The sequence below is a fragment of the Streptomyces hygroscopicus subsp. hygroscopicus genome (genome assembly GCF_030269125.1).
Taxonomy (GTDB): Bacteria; Actinomycetota; Actinomycetes; order Streptomycetales; family Streptomycetaceae; genus Streptomyces; species Streptomyces hygroscopicus_C.
Map to the genome: position 1 here is coordinate 43605 of NZ_BSSM01000027.1, position 17072 is coordinate 60676.

Sequence of the window (17072 nt, forward strand, 5' to 3'; positions counted from 1 at the left end):
GGGGAGGGGGTCGAGGAGCCGTGGCGCCGGGTCTGTACGCGCGGTGTCGGCGGGGATCGCGGTGACGTCGGGCGGCCGGGCCGCCGGGAGGGTGCCGCCGCCGGTGCCGCCCGGTCCGATCGTGGCGCTCGGGCTCGTCGCGCCCTGCCCAGGTCGACGGGGCTGGAGGAGACGTCCTTCCGCCAGGACGTCGTGATCTCGCAGCCGCCGCCCGGGACTCCCTCGACACGATCGGCCGGCCCCGATTCGTTCGCCGACAGCCTTCCTGACGGAACATCGGATGGCCGCCGGGGTACGCGCACCCGAGGAAGGAAGACGCGTACAGGCCGGGGTCGCGCCGGAGGTCCGGGTGGCGGTCGCGCCGCTCCGGGGCCGGGGCGGCGCGGCGTCGTCAGGCCGGAGCGCCCAGTTCCGCCCACACCGTCTTGCCGGGGCGGTCCGGGGCGCGCAGGACACCCCAGTCCAGGCACAGGCGCTGGACGATGAACATGCCGTGACCGCCGGGGCGGCCGGCGCGGTGGGGGGTGCGGGGGGCCGGCTGGCCGGTGCCGCGGTCGGTGACCTCCAGGCGGATCACCTTGTTGTCGCAGGCGAGGGCGAGTTCGTCGGGTCCCTCGGCGTGCAGGCAGGCATTGGTGACGAGTTCGGAGACGACGAGCAGCACGTCCTCGGCGGCGGCCCGCTGGTCCGCGGTCGCGGCGGGCAGCCAGCCCCAGTCGTACAGCGCCTGCCGGGTGAAGTCGCGGGCGAGCGGGACGACGCCGCTGGCCCCCTGGAGGCCGAGTCGGCGGACCTGCCGGCCGCGTGCCGTCCCCGTGGCGTCCGCGGCGCCCGCGCCGACGCCGGCCGGCGCGTCCTCTCCCGAGGCATCGGACACCGCGGAGGCCCCGGGCGCCCCGGAAGCGCCGCTGGGCTCGTGGCCGCGGTCGCCCGGCGAGCAGGGCCGGGTGGTGCTCATCAGCGCTTCACCTCACCGAATCACCAGTTCACGATTGAAAAGTCCGGCACTCTCCGGCACCGGCCGGTCCGTCCGCGCCGGCGCCGCCGCCCGCCGCACGTCCCGTCGTCCGCACATCCGCCCCGTCCACCCGCCCGTCGGCGCCCTGTCCGCGGTCGGCCCGTCCGGGCAGGTTCCTGCCCGTTCGGGACCGCCGCACACCCTCGGATCGCTCACACCCGGGGCCCGGCGACGCCGCCTCGGCGGCGGAGGGTCGTCCGCATGTCTCCTGCCCGACCCGGGCGCCGGGACACCCCCGTCTTCCACGGGAAGCCCGGCCCCGCGGTCCGGGACGGGAAGAGCGAGGGAGCCGCTCCGCACCCGGCCGCGCCGATCGCGGGCTCAGCCGGTGCCGTCACCCTCCCCCGCCAGGGCGTCCGCCACGGAGTCGTGGACGGTGAAGACCGCCTCGGCCCCGGTGATCTCGAACACGCGGGCGACCACGGGCTGCATTCCCGCGAGATGGACGCCGCCACCGGCGGCCTCCGCCTTCAAACGGGCTCCGAGCAGGACGTTCAGCCCCGTGGAGTCACAGAACTCCAGGCGCGAGCAGTCCACCACGAGCCGCGAGAAGCCCTTGCCCAGGAGATCGTCGAGGGGCTCGCGCAACAGATCGGCGGTGTGGTGGTCGAGTTCGCCCGCCGGTGTGACCACCGCGCTGGAGCCCTCTTCACGCACCTCCACCAGAAGCCGGCCCGACTGTGCGCTGCCGACCATCCCGTGGTCCATGCCGTCTCTCTCCCGAGGTCGTGGCCGCTGATGCCCTCGAACATTACGCCTTCCCCACGCACTCCGACACCCGAACAAGCGCACATAATCGGACATAGGCGAACAGAACGCACTTGCGATCGCTCCGGCAAAGCCGATAGGGCTAGGAGGGACACCTACTTCTACACGCCGGCTTTGGAGGCGCCGCACTCCGTAGTGCACCTGATGGCTTCGGCAGCCGTATGCCGAGAACGATGGAGGACACCCATGTCACCCCGGCTCGACGCCTCGTCCACCCCGACCGCGACGTCGACACCCCCACCGGAACAACTGGATCATCCCATCGATCTCCACGACCCCTTCGAGGGACTCCCGGAGATCCCCCCGTACGACGAGATCGGCCCCGTCGACGCGCGGGCCCTGTCCAAGACCCTCTTCGAGCGCCTCGAGGTGCTGGAGGAAGGGACGCACGACTACGCGTACGTGCGCAACACCCTCGTCGAGCTGAACCTCGCGCTCGTCAAGTTCGCCGCCTCCCGCTTCCGCTCGCGCAGCGAGCCGATGGAGGACATCATCCAGGTCGGCACCATCGGCCTGATCAAGGCGATCGACCGTTTCGAGCTGGCCCGCGGCGTCGAGTTCCCCACTTTCGCGATGCCGACCATCATCGGCGAGATCAAGCGCTTCTTCCGTGACACCTCCTGGTCCGTGCGCGTACCGCGCCGGCTGCAGGAGCTGCGCCTGGACCTGGCCAAGGCCGGGGACGAGCTGGCCCAGCAGCTGGACCGCGCGCCGACGGTGACGGAGCTGGCCGAGCGCCTCGGCATCTCGGACGACGAGGTCGTCGAGGGCATGGCCGCCTCGAACGCCTACACCGCCTCCTCGCTGGACGCCCAGCCCGAGGAGGACGAGACCGAGGGCGCGCTCGCGGACCGCATCGGCTACGAGGACCACGGGATCGAGGGCATCGAGTACATCGAGTCCCTCAAGCCCCTGATCGCCGGGCTGCCCCAGCGCGACCGGAAGATCCTCTCCCTGCGCTTCGTGGCCAACATGACCCAGTCGGAGATCGGCGAGGAACTCGGCATCTCCCAGATGCACGTGTCCCGCCTGCTGTCCCGCACGCTGGTACGCCTGCGCAAGGGACTCACGGTGGAGGAATGACTCCCGGGACGACCGTCCCCCTCCGTCCCCCCACGCACCGCGGAAGCGGCCCGGATTCCTCGTCCGGGCCGCTTCGGCGTGTGCGCGCCCTGCCGGGCCGCCCTGCTCACACCACGCGCACGCCGCTCCGCCACACCCCGCGGACCAGGGGCACGCCCGGCCGGTAGGCGAGGTGGACGTGGCTCGGGGCGTCGAGGAGGGTCAGGTCGGCGCGGGCGCCGGGGACGAGGCGGCCGATGTCGGTGCGGCGCAGGGCCGCGGCACCGCCCGCCGTGGCGGACCAGACGGCCTCGTCGGGCGTCATGCCCATGTCGCGCACGGCCAGGGCGATGCAGAAGGGCACGGAGGACGTGAAGGACGAGCCCGGGTTGCAGTCCGTGGACAGGGCGACGGTGACACCCGCGTCCAGCAGCCGGCGGGCGTCCGGCCACTCGGCGCGGGTGGAGAACTCGGCGCCGGGCAGCAGCGTGGCGACCGTGTCACCGTCGGCCAGGGCGTCGACGTCGGCGTCCGTGAGGTGGGTGCAGTGGTCGGCGCTGGCCGCGTCCAGCTCCACGGCCAGCCGCACGCCGGGGCCGTAGGAGAGCTGGTTGGCGTGGATGCGCGGGTGCAGGCCCTTCGCCCTGCCCGCGGTGAGGATGGCGCGGGCCTGGTCGCCGTCGAAGGCGCCCTTCTCGCAGAACACGTCGATCCAGCGGGCGTGCGGGGCGCAGGCGTCCAGCATCTCGCCGGTGACCAGGGCGACGTAGGCCGCCGGGTCGTCGGCGTAGTCGGGGGAGACGATGTGCGCGCCGAGGTACGTCACCTCGTCGGTGTGCCTGGCCGCGATGCGCAGCGCGCGGGCCTCGTCCTCGACGGTCAGGCCGTAGCCCGACTTGGTCTCGAAGGTGGTCGTGCCCTGGCGCAGCGCCTCGGCCAGGTAGCGGGTGAGGTTGGCCTCCAGTTCCGCGTCGCTCGCGGCGCGGGTGGCGGCGACGGTGGTGCGGATGCCGCCCGCGGAGTAGGAGCGGCCGGACATCCGGGCGTTGAACTCCTGGGTGCGGTCCCCGGCGAAGACCAGGTGGGAGTGGGAGTCCACGAACCCCGGCAGCACCGCCCGGCCGCCCGCGTCGACCCGGTTGTCGGTGGCGGGTGCCCTGCTCGACTCACCGGTCCACGCGACGCGGTCGCCCTCGATGACGACGGCCGCGTCCCGGATCAGGCCGAGCGGGGAGGCGTCGCCGAGAGAGGGGTCGTTGGTGACCAGTGCGGCGATGTCGGTGATGACGGTGCTGCTGCTCATGGTGTCCTCGTGGGGGCGATCGGGGTCAGCGCAGGGCTTCGACGGCCGCGGCCAGCGCGCGGGGCACGTCCGGTACGAGCGTGTGCGCGCCGTCGCGCACGATCCGCCGGCCGCCCACGACCGTATGCCGTACGTCGGCCGCCCCCGCCGCGAACACGGCCGTCTCGGCGCCCAGCCGGGGCTCCGGGCCCGCGGTCCTGACCGAGTCCAGGGCGATCGTCGTCAGGTCGGCGAGCGCGCCCGGCTCGATCCGGCCGGCCTCGTCCCAGCCGAGGGCGGCGTGGCCGTCGGCGGTGGCGGCCCGCAGCAGGGCGGCGGCCGTCCAGTGGCCCCGGGTGCGGGTGCGCAGCCGCTCGTTCAGCTCCATCGCGCGCGCCTCTTCGAGCAGGTCGATGACGGCGTGGCTGTCGGAGCCGAGGGAGAGCGGGGAGCCCGCCCGCTGGAGGGCGGCGGCCGGGCCGATGCCGTCGGCGAGGTCGCGTTCGGTGGTCGGGCACATGCAGGTGCCGGTGCGCGACCCGCCGAGCAGGGCGATGTCCTCGTCGGTGAGGTGGGTGTTGTGCACCCCGGTGGTGCGCGGCCCGAGGACGCCGTGGTCGGCGAGCAGCCGGGCGGGGGTGCGGCCGTGCGCGGCGAGGCAGGCGTCGTTCTCGGCGGTCTGCTCCGACAGGTGCACGTGCAGCGGGGCCCGCCGCTCCTCGGCCCAGTGGGCCACGGTCGCCAGCTGGTCGGCGGGCACGGCCCGTACGGAGTGGATCGCCGCCCCGATCCGCGCGTGATCCCGTTCCTTGAGCGCCGCGCAGCGTTCGGCCCATGCCTCCGCGCTGCCGTCGGAGAAGCGGAGCTGGTGGGTGTCGGGGGCCCGCCCGAAACCGGCCGAGAGGTAGCAGGTGTCGAGGAGGGTGATCCGGATGCCGGCCTCGGCGGCGGCCGCGATCAGTGCCTCGCCCATGGCGTTGGGGTCGGCGTAGGGGGTGCCGCCGTGGGCGTGGTGCACGTAGTGGAACTCGCCCACACAGGTGATGCCGGCCAGCGCCATCTCGGCGTACACCGCGCGGGCGAGCGCGTGGTACGTGTCCGGGGTCAGCCGGTCGGCGACGGAGTACATCACCTCGCGCCAGGTCCAGAAGGTGCCGGAGCCGATCTGGACGGTGCCGCGCAGCGCCCGGTGGAAGGCGTGGCTGTGGGCGTTCGCCAGTCCGGGCAGGGTGAGGCCGCGCAGCACCTCGGCGCCGGGCGGCGGGACGGACGCCCCGGTGCGCACGGCACCGATCCGCCCGTCCCCGGTCTCGACCAGCACCCCCGGCTCGACGCGGTCGCCGAGCCAGGCGTGCTCCAACCAGTAGGTCGCCTTGGTCACCTGCAGGCCAGCCCTTCCAGTACGTCGGCGAGCGCGCACACCCCGGCCACGCAGTCGTCCTCGGCCGCGAACTCGGCCGGGGAGTGCGAGACACCGGTGGGGTTGCGCACGAACAGCATGGCGGTGGGGATGCTCCCCGAGAGGATCCCGGCGTCGTGTCCGGCGCCGGTGCCGAGGACGGGCACCGTCAGGCCGGTGTCCCGGCCCAGGATGCGGCCGAGTTCGTCGCGCAGCGCGTGGTCGAACTCCACGACGGGGGTGAAGGACTCCCGTACGACGTCCAGGTCCACGCCGTGCGCGTCCGCGTACTCCCGGGCCGCCTTCTCGATGCCGCCGACCACCGTGTCCAGGGTCTCCTGGTCGGCGGCGCGGGAGTCGAGCCAGCCGCGCACCCGCGAGGGGATCGCGTTGACGCCGCCCGGGTCCACCGCGATCTTGCCGAAGGTGGCGACGGCACCGGCGAGTTCGGCCTCCCGGCGGGCGGCGAGCACGGTCTCCGCGTACGACAGCATCGGGTCGTGGCGGTCGGCCAGACGGGTGGTGCCGGCGTGGTTGGCCTCGCCCCGGAAGTCGAACCGCCAGCGCCCGTGCGGCCAGATGGCGCTGGCGACGCCGACCCGGTCGCCGGACAGGTCCAGGGCGCGGCCCTGTTCGACGTGCAGTTCGACGAAGGCGCCGATCCGGGCCAGCCGTTCGGGGTCGGGCCCGATGGCCTCGGGGTCGTACCCGGCGGCCTCCATGGCCCGGGGCAGGGTGATCCCGTCCCCGTCGGTGAGCCGGTGCGCGTCCTCGACCGTCAGCGCGCCCGAGGTCAGCCGCGAGCCGACGCAGGCGAGCCCGAACCGGGCCCCTTCCTCGTCGCCGAAGTTGACGATGGCGAGGGGCCGGGTGAACCGGGCCCCCTTGCGGAGCAGTTCGTCGAGCGCGGCGAAGGAGGACACCACCCCGAGGGGCCCGTCGAAGGCCCCGCCGTCCGGCACGGAGTCCAGGTGCGACCCGGTGACCACGGCGTCCCCGGCGGCCGGGTCCCCGAGCCAGGCCCACTGGTTCCCGTTCCGGTCGACCTCGTAGGCCAGCCCGCGCCCCTCGGCCTGCTGCCTGAACCAGGCCCGGCACTCGGCGTCGGGCCCGGTCCAGGCGTAGCGCCGGTACCCACCGGAGCCGGCGTCGCGGCCGACGGGGAGCAGCTCGGCCCACATCTCGTGGAAGGAGGAACCGCTCGCGACGCCGGGGCCGCCCGGCCGCGGGCGGGCGTTCCGCAGGGCGGTTCGCCCGCCCCGGTCCTGACTCACGCGCCGTCACCCTCACGCATCGGCACCCGGACGCCCCGCTCACGGGCGACGTCCTCCGCGATGTCGTACCCGGCGTCCACATGCCGGATGACGCCCGTCCCCGGGTCGTTGGTGAGCACGCGCCGGATCTTCTCGCCGCCGAGCTTCGTGCCGTCGGCCACCGTGACCTGACCGGCGTGGATGGACCGGCCCATGCCCACACCGCCGCCGTGGTGGATGGACACCCAGGACGCGCCCGAGGCCACGTTGACCATGGCGTTCAGCAGCGGCCAGTCGGCGATCGCGTCGGAGCCGTCGAGCATGGCCTCGGTCTCGCGGTACGGCGAGGCGACGGACCCGCAGTCGAGGTGGTCGCGGCCGATCGCCAGCGGTGCCGCCAGCTCGCCGGAGGCCACCATGTCGTTGAACCGCTCGCCGGCCTTGTCCCGCTCGCCGTAGCCGAGCCAGCAGATGCGCGCGGGCAGGCCCTGGAAGTGGACCCGCTCGCCGGCCATCTTGATCCAGCGCGCGAGGGACTCGTTCTCCGGGAAGAGGTCGAGGATCGCCTTGTCGGTCTTGGCGATGTCCGCCGCCTCGCCGGACAGCGCGGCCCAGCGGAAGGGGCCCTTGCCCTCGCAGAACAGCGGCCGGATGTAGGCGGGGACGAAGCCGGGGAAGGCGAAGGCCCGGTCGTAACCGGCGAGTCGGGCCTCACCGCGGATGGAGTTGCCGTAGTCGAAGACCTCGGCGCCGGCGTCCAGGAAGCCGACCATGGCCTCGACGTGCCTGGCCATGGACTCGCGGGCCCGCGTGGTGAACCCGGCCGGGTCCTTGGCGGCGGCGTCGGCCATGTCCTCGAAGGCCACGCCGACCGGCAGGTAGGCCAGGGGGTCGTGGGCGGAGGTCTGGTCGGTGACGATGTCGATGGGGGCGTTCATCGCGAGCAGCTGCGGGACCAGCTCGGCCGCGTTGCCGAGGACGCCGACGGACAGCGGGCGGCGGGCGTCGCGGGCCTCGGTCGCGAGCTGGAGGGCGTGGTCGAGGTTGTCGGCCTTGACGTCCAGGTAGCGGTGCTCGATGCGGCGGTCGATGGCACGCGGGTCGCAGTCGATGCAGATGGCGACGCCGTCGTTCATGGTGACCGCGAGCGGCTGGGCGCCGCCCATGCCGCCGAGGCCGGCGGTGAGGGTGATGGTTCCGGCCAGGGTGCCGCCGAACTTCTTCGCGGCGACGGCGGCGAAGGTCTCGTAGGTGCCCTGGAGGATGCCCTGCGTGCCGATGTAGATCCAGGAACCGGCGGTCATCTGGCCGTACATGGTCAGGCCGAGGGCCTCCAGGCGGCGGAACTCCTCCCAGTTGGCCCAGTCGCCGACCAGGTTGGAGTTGGCGATGAGGACGCGCGGCGCCCACTCGTGGGTCTGCATCACGCCGACCGGGCGGCCGGACTGGACCAGCATGGTCTCGTCCTGCTTGAGGGTGCGCAGGGTGCGCACCATCGCGTCGAAGGAGCGCCAGTCACGGGCGGCCTTGCCGGTGCCGCCGTAGACGACGAGCTTGTCGGGGTGCTCGGCCACCTCGGGGTCGAGGTTGTTCTGCAGCATGCGCAGGGCGGCCTCCTGCTGCCAGCCCAGGGCGCTGAGTTCCGTGCCGCGCGGTGCTCGTACGGGGCGGGGTCCCGACATCGTCTGCCTCCTGCTGTTGCTACGTCTATTCACATCCTGACTTCCTGAATAGAACTAGTCAATACACCGGGGCGGCCCCGTCCGCGCGTCCCGGGTGTTTGGCTGGAAGCAGCCAGCCGCCGACAGGAGGGAAGCGCTGTGGACCACGATGTCGAGGCCGAGGCGAGGGAGCGCGCCGCGCGCCGGGACGAGGCGGTGCGCGCCGCCGTGGAGCAGGGCCTGCTGGGCCCCGACGCGGCCGTGGTGGGGCTGCTCGACGTGCGGGGCATCCGGGAGTCGGCGGCGGCGCTGCGGACGGCGTTCGAGGCGGTGCTCGCGCCCGGCACCCCGGTGCTGCACGCGTTCGCGGTGAAGGCGACCCCGCTGGTGCCGGTGCTGCGGCTGCTGCACGAGGAGGGCGTCGGCGCCGAGGTGGCGAGCCCCGGCGAGCTGGCACTGGCGCGCGCGGCCGGCGTGCCGGCGGCGCGGACCGTGCTGGACTCGCCCGCCAAGACCCCGGCGGAGCTGCGCGAGGCGCTGGCACTGGGCATCGCCGTGAACGCCGACAACCCGCAGGAGCTGGACCGCCTGGACGCCCTGGTCCCCGCCCGCGGCGCGGGGGGCGCGACCGCCGCGCCCCTCCGGTCCCCGCTCGGCATCCGGGTCAACCCGCAGATCGGCGCCGGCAGCATCGGGGCGACGTCGACGGCGACCGAGACCTCGAAGTTCGGGGTGGCGCTGCGCGACGAGGGGGCCCGCGAGTGGGTCGTACGGGCGTACACGGAGCGGCCGTGGCTGACCCGGCTGCACGCGCACACCGGCTCGCAGGGCATTCCGCTGCCGCTGCTGGCACGGGGCGTGGCGGAGACGTTCGCGCTGGCGGAGGAGATCAACGCGCGGGTGGGGCGGCGGCAGGTCGACACGCTCGACATCGGCGGCGGGCTGCCGGTGAACTTCGCGGGGGAGGCGACGGCGCCGACCTACGCGCGGTACGCGCGGCTGCTGGCCGAGCAGGTGCCGGGGCTGCGCGCGGGGCGGTACGGGCTGGTGACCGAGTTCGGACGGTCGCTGCTGGCGAAGCACGGCACGGTGGTGGCGCGGGTGGAGTACGCCAAGCGCTCGGGCGGGCGGCGGATCGCGGTGACGCACGCGGGGGTGCAGGTGGCGACGCGGACCGTGTACGCGCCGGGGGCGTGGCCGCTGCGGATCGCCGCGTACGACGGGGAGGGGCGGCCCAAGCCGGGTCCCGAGGTGGTGCAGGACGTGGCGGGCCCCGCCTGCTTCTCGGGCGACCTGCTCGCCGAGGGGCGGGCGCTGCCCGCACTGGAGCAGGGGGACTACGCGGCGGCGCTGGACACGGGCGCGTACTACTTCGCGCACCACTACGCCTACAACTCCCTCGCCCGCCCCGGGATCCACGGCTTCGGGCCGGACGGCGCGGGAGGCGTCGCCTTCGCCACGGTACGGGAGCCCCAGACGGTCGCGGAGGTGGTGGCGGAGTCCGGGGGCGCGCACGCGTCGGCGCTCACCGCCCTGTGTACACCCGGGAGCCGTTGACGCGCCCCCGGTTCACTCGGACAAATGGATCAACTCCGGTGGCTCACAGGCCAGTTGGGCAACACTAGTACGCCGTAAGCATGTTCCACTGGAAAATGCCGAACAGCTCACCCCTCTCCCGCACGTTGCGTAGTGTCGGGGTCACTCATCCGGAGTCCCAGGCGGGAGGGGAGCCACGCGGTGCCCGGAATCGACGAGTGCCTGCTGGAAGCGATGCGATTGCCCGGTGCCCGGGGTGCCGCGCTGGTGGACTGGACGAGCGGCCTCGCGCTCGGCACGGTCGGGGAGGCCCCCGGCGGCGATCACGAGACGGCCGCCGCCGAGGCCGCCGAGCTGGCCCGGCTGGCCGCGGAGCACGGCACGTTCACGGCCCGGGGGGCGGACCGCCCGCCGGTGGAGGACGTGATCGTGACCAACGCGGACAGCTACCACCTGCTGCGGTTCGTGGACACGTCCTTCGACAGCAGCGTGTTCCTGCACCTGTGGCTGGGCCGCGAGGAGGGCAACCTCGCGCTCGCCCGCATACGGCTCGGCGAGATGGCCGCCCGCCTGGTGCTGGGATGACCGTGGTCCGTACGCCGCCGCCGCTGCCGGTGCGGGACAGGTCCGCCACCCGCGCGCTGTCCCCGATGCTGACCCGGCTGGCCGAGGAACGGGCCACCGGCGTCCTGGTCCGCGAGCACGGCACCCTGTACCTCGCCGAGGGCCGGGTGGTGCACGCCGAGAGTCCCCTCGCCCCGGGCCTCGACGTGCTCCTCACGGCCCACGGCACCCTGGCGACCGCCGCCTGGCAGCGGGCCGCGGCCGCGAGCGAGGGTCCGTTGCGCGCGGCCGAACTCCTCCTGGAGTCCGGGCTGTTACCGGCGGGCGCCCTGGAGCTGTGCCATCTGGACGCGCTGTACGACGCCGGGTACTTCGCCCTCGCGCCGAGCAGCACCCCGGGCCGGTTCCACTACGACGGCGCGCCCCGCACCGGGCCGCTGCCCTCGGTCCCGGTGGTCGCGCTCGAACGCGAGACCCTGCGCCGCCGGCTGCAACTGCACCGGCTGTGGCCCGACCCGGCCGCGGACACCGCCCCCTTGGTCCGCGCGCACCCGGCCGCGGCGGCGGCCCGGCCGCCCCACGGTGACCCGGCCGCCGCGACCGCCCCGGCGCCCCACGGTGACCAGGCCGCCGCGACCGCCCCGGCGCCCCACGGTGACCAGGCCACCGCGACCGCCCCGGCGCCCCACGGTGACCCGGCCACCGCGACCGCCCCGGCGCCCCACGGTGACCCGGCCTCGGGAACGGCTCCGGTGGGCCCGCAGGGCCCGGCCCGGGGCACCGCCCCGCCGGTCCACCCGGCCGCGGGCACCGCCCCGCCGGTCCACCCGGCCGCGGGCGCCGCCCGGCCGGTCCGGCCGGCCCCGGCCGCGGGCCGAGCGCCCGGACCCGGCGGGCGGGCGACGGGCCGCCGCGCCCGCCCCACCTCCGTCACCCCCCGCCAACGCGCGGTCCTGGACCTCGTGGACGGCACCCGTACCGCCGCGGACATCGCCCGGGAGCTGGGCCGGCAGGCGTTCCACACGCTGGTCGACGTCCGCAGGCTGGCCGCGGCCGGGCACCTGAGGCCCGCGGCCCCGCGGCCGCCCGCACCCACGACCCCCACGACCGCACCGGAACGGGCCCGGAACCCTCCCCCGCCCCTGCCCCCGGTCACCGACCCCGACATCGCGCTGCTGAAGAGGCTCAGGGATGCGCTGGAGGCGCTTTGAACGGCCACGCCCCGCCGAGAGGAGAGAGCTGATGGTGTCCGAGGACGACCTCCGGACCGTCCTGGAGGAGCTGCACCGGCTGCGCACCCGGGTGCCGCAGCTCACCGGCGCGCTCACGGCCGGCGTCGACGGACTCGTCGTCGCCCATGACACGCCCGGCGTCGACCCCGAGGGGCTCGCGGCGCTGACCGCGGCCGCGCTCGGCGTCGCCGTACGGGTCGCCGACGCCACCGGCAACGGCGGCCTGCGCGAACTGCTGGTGCGCGGCGAGCGCGGCTACGTCGCCACCTACGCGGCCGGCCGCAGCGCCGTACTGACCCTGCTCGCGCAGGACCGGGTCAACGTCGGCCGGCTGCATCTGGAGGGCCGCCGCTCCGGCGCCCGGATCGGCGAACTCCTGGACGCCGCCGAGGCCGCGGCCGCCGCCCGCGACGCCTCCGCACGCCAGACCTCCGCTCCCGCGCGCGCCCGGAGCACCCGGACGCCGCGCACGACCACCGCACGCACCACGACCGACAGTTGAGAGGACCCGACATGGCCAACACCGAGACCGCCCTCAAAGAGGCGCTGACCTCGATCGAGGGCGCCACCGGCGTCGCGCTCGTCGACTACACCAGCGGGATGGCGCTGGGCACGATGGGCGGCAGCAAGACCTTCGACCTGAACGTGGCCGCCGCCGGCAACACCGATGTGATCCGCGCCAAGATGCGCACGATGGAGATGCTGGGCCTCAAGAGCGAGATCGAGGACATCCTCATCACGCTCTCCGACCAGTACCACCTGATCCGCCTCCTCCAGGGGCGCGGCGGCAACGGCCTGTTCCTCTACCTGGTCCTGGACTCCACCCGCGCCAACCTGGCGATGGCCCGCCACCAGCTGAAGCGGATCGAGGAGGACCTGGAGGTCTAGGACCGCCCGGTCAGACGAGGGCCGCGGTACGGCGGCGCGCCCCGCCCGGGGCCGCGTCGCCGGCCGCGACACCCGTACCGCGCAGGCCCCTGACCGCCTTGCCCGCCGGGCGGCCGCCCCGCCGGTCGAGCCAGTCGACGCGCACCCAGAGCAGGGTCTCCAGGGCCCGTTCGCGCCGCCCGAGCCACGCCGCCTTCCACCACAGCCCGGCGCCGCACCCGGCCAGCAGCAGCCCGCCCGCGACCGGCACCACGAAGGCCGAGCCGATCGCGACGACCCAGGCCGACACGAGCCACCAGCGGTGCCCGCGGCGCCAGGCGCGCACGGTCACCGCGCGGTCCTGGAGCACGTCGTGCCTGCCCGCGCGGACGACGCCCCGGGCGAGCGCGTCGTACCGGCGCCGGCGCGCCGACGCGACCACCGCCGCGCCGACGACGAAGAGCGCGACCCCGGCGAGCACCCCGATCCGGCGCCCCGTCAGTCCCTCGGGCACGGCGCCGACTCCGGCGGCCACCACCCCGAACCACCACAGCGGGGCGGCCCCCGCCCGTACGACGACGGCCACCCGGGCCAGTCCGTGTCCTCCGCGTACTCCGCGTACTCCGCGTACTCCGCGTTCGCCGTCTTCTCTGCGTCCCGCGCGCGCCACGTCAGCCTCCCGTGTCACGAGTCCCCAGCGGTGTCTGTCCGGCGGGGACTCTAACGGGAGAACGTGAGACGAACCTGAGAGGACCGGGTTCACTCCACGAAGAGACCCCGCGCGGCGGCCTTCGCGTCGAACTCCTCCAGACGGGCCTGCGCGTCCGGCAGGTCGTCGCAGACCGCCTCCAGCAGCACCCGGCCCAGCAGCATGGGCGCGCACGCGGTGTCGAAGGCGAGACCGGTGCCGACGGCGGCGGGCAGCAGCAGGTCCGAGTACTTGGCGACGGGCGCGAAGGCGGAGTCCGCGACGGTGACGACGGTCAGGCCCACGTCCTTGGCGTAGGCGAGGGTGTCGACCACCTCGCGCGGATGCCGGGGCAGCGCGAAGCACAGCAGGGCGCTGGCGCCCGCGCGGACGGCGGCGTCGACGCGGTCCTGGATCATCGTGCCGCCCTCGTCGAGCAGGCGGACGTCCGGGTGGACCTTGGCGGCGAAGTACGCGAAGCCGTACGCCTGGGAGGCGGCGGCGCGCAGCCCGAGCACCGGCAGCGGGCGCGAGGCCGCGAGGACCCGGCCCGCCTGCCGCACCGGACGCGGATCGGCGAGCAGCTCCGCGAGGTGCCGCAGGTTCTCGATCTCGGCCTCGACGGCGAGCTGGTACTCGTTGTGCGCGCCGTTCTCCGGCGCGGGCTCGGCGGGCACGACCTCGCGCAGATGCCGGCGCAGCGCGGGATACCCGTCGAAGCCGAGGGCGACCGCGAACCGGGTCACCGACGGCTGGCTGACCCCGGCCAGTTCGGCCAGCTCCACGCTGGAGAGGAAGGGCACGTCGGCGGCGCGCCGCACCATGCTGTGCGCGATACGACGCTGGGTCGGCGTGAGCCGGTGGCCCTCGAAGAGCGCCTGCAACCGGTTGGCCGGGCTGTCGGTCCCGCTCATCACGTACTCCCCCTCGGATCCTCGACGCCCCGGGAGAGTACAGCGCCGAGGCCGTGCCGGACACGGACCGGATATTCAGACAAGGTTTCGCTGTATACCGTTATACAGCCTGGACCCGCGCGGCCGCGCCCCTCCTCCCTTCCGGCCCGGAGAAGCCGCCCCCGCGCATCGGGGACCCGGCCGACCGCACCGGAACACCGCGGCGATGCCGCGCCCCGGCGTGGAACGGGAGCCGCTCGCCTCGGACCGCTCGCCGAACGGCTGCCGGGAGTGACGACGGGCGCGGGGCACGACCGGGGTTCCGTGCGGCACCGCCCAAGGAGACGCCGCACAGGAAGACGCCGTTCAAGAGCCGGTATCGCGGCGGCGATGATCCGCCGAGGAAACGACCAAGTGTCGCTAAACAGACACCCAGAGTGATGGCACGCCTGCTTACGGTGAACACTACTGGCACGACACCGAGGAAGCGTCATGGCCACCCCCCACCGGGCCTTACGGACGCCGACCGCGCCCGCACCCCGTCCCCACCGTCCCTCCCTCGTCCCCCCGCGCGGCGCGGACGAGCCCCGGCCCGCCGCCGCGGCCGTCCTGGACGAACTCCTCGCCGGCAACGTCCGCTACGCCCGCGGCCATGCCCGGCGGCCGTACGGCCGTCCCACCGGGCGGCGGCCGCACGCGGTGGTCCTCGGCTGCGTGGACGCCCCCGCCCCGCCGGAGCTGGTCCTCGACCAGGCGCTCGGGGAGCTGCTGTGCGTCCGCACCGCCGGGCAGGTGCTGGACGAGGCCGTGCTCGGCTCCGTGCAGTACGGCGTCCAGGAACTCGGCGCACCGCTCGTGCTGGTCCTCGGACACGAGCGGTGCGCCGCGGTCGCCGCCACACTGGAGCGGCTGCGCACCGGGGCGCCGGTGCCGGCCCATCTGGAGCTGCTGGTCGAGGAGATCGCCCCGGCCGCCCGGCGCACCCGGGGCCGGCCCGGCGACTGGGCGGAGCACACCCTGCGGGCCCAGACCACATGGGTGCGGGACGCGATCAGGGCCGATCCCGCCTTCGGGGCCGCCCGGGTGGTGGCCGCGCGGCTCGACGCCGGGTCGGGGCTGGTGTCACTGCTTCCCTGAGGGGTTCGCACCACCCCTACAGGGGGGCTTTCCCCAGTGCGGCGGGGGCCCGGCGTTTTCTAGGGTGAGCACATGAGCGCACGTGACCCGCAGGACGTCGGACTCAAGGGCGACGCCGAGCTGCGGAAGGACCTCGACGCGACCGTCCGGGCCCGCAGGGACCTGGGGGACGACTACGACTCCGCCCTGGTCGAGTCCTTCCTGGAGAAGGTGGAGCAGCGGCTCGACGGCGCGGTGGACCGCCGGGTGCGGCGGCAGCTGGCAGAGCAGCAGATGGCGGCCGCGCGTGGCACCACCCGGCACCCGAACCCGGTGGACTCCTGGGGCGAGCGGTACGGGTTCGCCCTGCTCACCCTGGTCCTGGCCATCCCGCTGTCCGCCATCGCCGGCGCCCTCACGGGCCGCGCCGGCATGGTGGTCGCGTGGATCGGGATCGTCGGTGTCAACGCGGCCCAGGCGATACGCCAGCGCCCGGAGCTGCTGTCCGGGCTGCGGTCCCGGTCCGGCGGGGACGACTGACGGTCCACCGGGGGCGAGCAGCCCCGGCGGACCATGGATACCGGGAGGAATCGCGCCCCGTGACTCCTTGGCCGCCGGGCGGAGGCCGCGCCCGGGGGCTCCCTGACCGCCGAGGGATTATGCGCGGGGACCGCCGCACCCCCGTTACCGGGGGGCGGGACGACGGCGGTCCCCGCGAGGGACGCGGGCCGGGTCAGGGCCGAGCCGCGCATCCTGGGCGTCCATGGAGGTCCGGGAGCCGCTCCGGAGGTCCGTGACGCCGACACCCACTAATGTGCCGGACGCGTGTTAAGCGGGTGCTGCGCGCACGTGACGCCTTCGTACCACTTCCGCGTCGATTCGAACGGCCGCGGTCATCCCGGGTTCGCCGAGGTCACGGGCTCGCGGGCGAGGGACCGGGAACGCCGCCCGTCAGATCGGCAGGTCCCGGCCGGGACCGTCCTCGGCACCGGGCCACACCCGCTGACCGGCGGCCGATCAGCCGACGCCCCGGGGCCCGGGGCTCCGGGGCCCGGGGCTCCGGGGCCCGGGGCTCCGGGGCCCGGGGCTCCGGGGCCCGGTCGGGCGCGGAAGCCGGTGGTGCGGCCGGAGTGGGATGCCGGCTCACAGGGTGAGGCGGTCGGCCGCCGCCTGGATGGCCGTGTCCTCGGGGTCGGCGTACTGCCACTCGCACCGCCCGGGATGCCCCTTGAAGAGGGTGCAGCCCGTGGCCAGGGGGTTCGGCCTGTTCATGCAGCACTCGATGTCCTCGATCCACTGCGCGGACGCCCCGTCGCGCCAGCACACGAAGACATCGGAGTCCGGAGCCGCGCTCGCGCCGGTGCGGAGGAACGCCATGTGGTGGTCGTGCGGCACGTCTTCGAGCATGCACCGGAGCGACGGCGACGGCGCCCAGTCGATGTCCGCACGCGGGGACGGAATCTGCTGCGCGAGGGCTCGGACGGCGTCGTCCAAGCCGGTCGTGGCCTTGCATCGGAACATCGTGGGCTCCCGGGCGTGGTCGCAATGAAGGGCGGTCATGTGGCGGGACGCCGGTCCCGCTGCTGGTTGCACTGGTGGATGTAGGTCCGTACGAATGCGCAGCAGTCCTCGCAGGCGTAGGCCGGCGCGCGCTGTCCGTCGTGCTCGACCGGACCGATCCAGAAGACGTACGTGGTGTGGCGGCACAGGAGGCAGAAGCCTCGCGTCAAAGG

Annotated in this window: 18 protein-coding genes; 8 read left to right on the plus strand and 10 right to left on the minus strand. The window is 74.6% G+C overall.

Annotated features, from left to right (window positions below):
* Positions 1-391: 391 nt before the first annotated feature.
* Positions 392-958: an ATP-binding protein gene (locus QSK45_RS36530; protein WP_285563253.1), complete on the minus strand. Its 567-nt coding sequence runs from the start codon at positions 956-958 to the stop codon at positions 392-394.
* Positions 959-1339: 381 nt separating this feature from the next.
* Positions 1340-1726, minus strand: a complete 387-nt coding sequence (locus QSK45_RS36535) for an STAS domain-containing protein (protein ID WP_285563254.1) — start codon at positions 1724-1726, stop codon at positions 1340-1342.
* Between the two features lie 246 nt (positions 1727-1972).
* Here QSK45_RS36535 and QSK45_RS36540 point away from each other — a divergent pair, with 246 nt between their 5' ends.
* Positions 1973-2869, plus strand: coding sequence for an RNA polymerase sigma factor SigF (locus QSK45_RS36540; protein ID WP_285563255.1), 897 nt, complete (start codon positions 1973-1975; stop codon positions 2867-2869).
* A 106-nt stretch (positions 2870-2975) separates the two neighbouring features.
* On the opposite strand, the gene hutI is transcribed toward QSK45_RS36540, so the two are convergent.
* From hutI to hutU, 4 genes are all read right to left on the minus strand, one after another.
* Positions 2976-4151, minus strand: a complete 1176-nt coding sequence (gene hutI, locus QSK45_RS36545; RefSeq protein WP_285563256.1) for an imidazolonepropionase — start codon at positions 4149-4151, stop codon at positions 2976-2978.
* A 25-nt stretch (positions 4152-4176) separates the two neighbouring features.
* Positions 4177-5511, minus strand: a complete 1335-nt coding sequence (locus QSK45_RS36550) for a formimidoylglutamate deiminase (protein ID WP_285563257.1) — start codon at positions 5509-5511, stop codon at positions 4177-4179.
* Positions 5508-6710, minus strand: coding sequence for an allantoate amidohydrolase (locus QSK45_RS36555; RefSeq protein ID WP_285563312.1), 1203 nt, complete (start codon positions 6708-6710; stop codon positions 5508-5510). The genes QSK45_RS36550 and QSK45_RS36555 overlap by 4 nt, the downstream gene beginning before the upstream one ends.
* Positions 6711-6799: 89 nt before the next feature.
* Positions 6800-8464, minus strand: coding sequence for a urocanate hydratase (gene hutU, locus QSK45_RS36560; RefSeq protein WP_285563258.1), 1665 nt, complete (start codon positions 8462-8464; stop codon positions 6800-6802).
* Positions 8465-8602: 138 nt separating this feature from the next.
* On the opposite strand from hutU, the gene QSK45_RS36565 reads away from it, so the two are divergent.
* The 5 genes from QSK45_RS36565 (at position 8603) to QSK45_RS36585 (ending at position 12663) form a co-directional block, all read left to right on the plus strand.
* Positions 8603-10000 carry a type III PLP-dependent enzyme domain-containing protein gene (locus tag QSK45_RS36565; RefSeq protein WP_285563259.1) on the plus strand — a complete coding sequence of 466 codons (1398 nt, stop codon included), beginning with the start codon at positions 8603-8605 and terminating at the stop codon, positions 9998-10000.
* 180 nt (positions 10001-10180) lie between these two features.
* Positions 10181-10564 (plus strand): hypothetical protein, encoded by a 384-nt coding sequence (locus QSK45_RS36570; RefSeq protein WP_285563260.1) that lies wholly within the window; start codon positions 10181-10183, stop codon positions 10562-10564.
* Positions 10561-11754, plus strand: coding sequence for a hypothetical protein (locus QSK45_RS36575; protein WP_285563261.1), 1194 nt, complete (start codon positions 10561-10563; stop codon positions 11752-11754). The genes QSK45_RS36570 and QSK45_RS36575 overlap by 4 nt, the downstream gene beginning before the upstream one ends.
* A gap of 31 nt (positions 11755-11785) precedes the next feature.
* A complete protein-coding gene (locus QSK45_RS36580) occupies positions 11786-12277 on the plus strand; it encodes a roadblock/LC7 domain-containing protein (RefSeq protein WP_285563262.1) in 492 nt (163 codons plus the stop codon).
* A gap of 11 nt (positions 12278-12288) precedes the next feature.
* Entirely contained in the window at positions 12289-12663 is a 375-nt protein-coding gene (locus tag QSK45_RS36585) for a roadblock/LC7 domain-containing protein (protein WP_285563263.1), read from the plus strand.
* Positions 12664-12673: 10 nt separating this feature from the next.
* Here the strand turns inward: QSK45_RS36585 and QSK45_RS36590 are convergent, their stop codons facing one another.
* Both QSK45_RS36590 and QSK45_RS36595 read right to left on the minus strand, forming a co-directional pair.
* The gene (locus QSK45_RS36590; protein WP_285563264.1) at positions 12674-13228 is read right to left on the minus strand and encodes a hypothetical protein; all 555 of its coding nucleotides are present in this window, start codon (positions 13226-13228) and stop codon (positions 12674-12676) included.
* 173 nt (positions 13229-13401) lie between these two features.
* A complete protein-coding gene (locus QSK45_RS36595) occupies positions 13402-14244 on the minus strand; it encodes a MurR/RpiR family transcriptional regulator (protein WP_285563265.1) in 843 nt (280 codons plus the stop codon).
* A gap of 471 nt (positions 14245-14715) precedes the next feature.
* On the opposite strand from QSK45_RS36595, the gene QSK45_RS36600 reads away from it, so the two are divergent.
* Both QSK45_RS36600 and QSK45_RS36605 read left to right on the plus strand, forming a co-directional pair.
* Positions 14716-15360 carry a carbonic anhydrase gene (locus tag QSK45_RS36600; protein WP_285563266.1) on the plus strand — a complete coding sequence of 215 codons (645 nt, stop codon included), beginning with the start codon at positions 14716-14718 and terminating at the stop codon, positions 15358-15360.
* A 72-nt stretch (positions 15361-15432) separates the two neighbouring features.
* Positions 15433-15879 carry a hypothetical protein gene (locus QSK45_RS36605; RefSeq protein WP_285563267.1) on the plus strand — a complete coding sequence of 149 codons (447 nt, stop codon included), beginning with the start codon at positions 15433-15435 and terminating at the stop codon, positions 15877-15879.
* Positions 15880-16482: 603 nt separating this feature from the next.
* On the opposite strand, the gene QSK45_RS36610 is transcribed toward QSK45_RS36605, so the two are convergent.
* Both QSK45_RS36610 and QSK45_RS36615 read right to left on the minus strand, forming a co-directional pair.
* Entirely contained in the window at positions 16483-16860 is a 378-nt protein-coding gene (locus QSK45_RS36610) for a hypothetical protein (RefSeq protein ID WP_285563268.1), read from the minus strand.
* Between the two features lie 35 nt (positions 16861-16895).
* The gene (locus QSK45_RS36615) at positions 16896-17069 is read right to left on the minus strand and encodes a hypothetical protein (RefSeq protein WP_285563269.1); all 174 of its coding nucleotides are present in this window, start codon (positions 17067-17069) and stop codon (positions 16896-16898) included.
* Positions 17070-17072 lie beyond the last annotated feature (3 nt).

What these genes read in the sequence shown, in the direction of transcription:
- QSK45_RS36530 (WP_285563253.1), bottom strand. Translation starts at nt 958, where the DNA reads ATGAGCACCACCCGGCCCTGCTCGCCGGGCGACCGCGGCCACGAGCCC.
- QSK45_RS36535 (WP_285563254.1), bottom strand. Translation starts at nt 1,726, where the DNA reads ATGGACCACGGGATGGTCGGCAGCGCACAGTCGGGCCGGCTTCTGGTG.
- QSK45_RS36540 (WP_285563255.1), top strand. Translation starts at nt 1,973, where the DNA reads ATGTCACCCCGGCTCGACGCCTCGTCCACCCCGACCGCGACGTCGACA.
- hutI (WP_285563256.1), bottom strand. Translation starts at nt 4,151, where the DNA reads ATGAGCAGCAGCACCGTCATCACCGACATCGCCGCACTGGTCACCAAC.
- QSK45_RS36555 (WP_285563312.1), bottom strand. Translation starts at nt 6,710, where the DNA reads ATGTGGGCCGAGCTGCTCCCCGTCGGCCGCGACGCCGGCTCCGGTGGG.
- hutU (WP_285563258.1), bottom strand. Translation starts at nt 8,464, where the DNA reads ATGTCGGGACCCCGCCCCGTACGAGCACCGCGCGGCACGGAACTCAGC.
- QSK45_RS36575 (WP_285563261.1), top strand. Translation starts at nt 10,561, where the DNA reads ATGACCGTGGTCCGTACGCCGCCGCCGCTGCCGGTGCGGGACAGGTCC.
- QSK45_RS36580 (WP_285563262.1), top strand. Translation starts at nt 11,786, where the DNA reads ATGGTGTCCGAGGACGACCTCCGGACCGTCCTGGAGGAGCTGCACCGG.
- QSK45_RS36585 (WP_285563263.1), top strand. Translation starts at nt 12,289, where the DNA reads ATGGCCAACACCGAGACCGCCCTCAAAGAGGCGCTGACCTCGATCGAG.
- QSK45_RS36595 (WP_285563265.1), bottom strand. Translation starts at nt 14,244, where the DNA reads ATGAGCGGGACCGACAGCCCGGCCAACCGGTTGCAGGCGCTCTTCGAG.
- QSK45_RS36600 (WP_285563266.1), top strand. Translation starts at nt 14,716, where the DNA reads ATGGCCACCCCCCACCGGGCCTTACGGACGCCGACCGCGCCCGCACCC.
- QSK45_RS36605 (WP_285563267.1), top strand. Translation starts at nt 15,433, where the DNA reads ATGAGCGCACGTGACCCGCAGGACGTCGGACTCAAGGGCGACGCCGAG.
- QSK45_RS36610 (WP_285563268.1), bottom strand. Translation starts at nt 16,860, where the DNA reads ATGTTCCGATGCAAGGCCACGACCGGCTTGGACGACGCCGTCCGAGCC.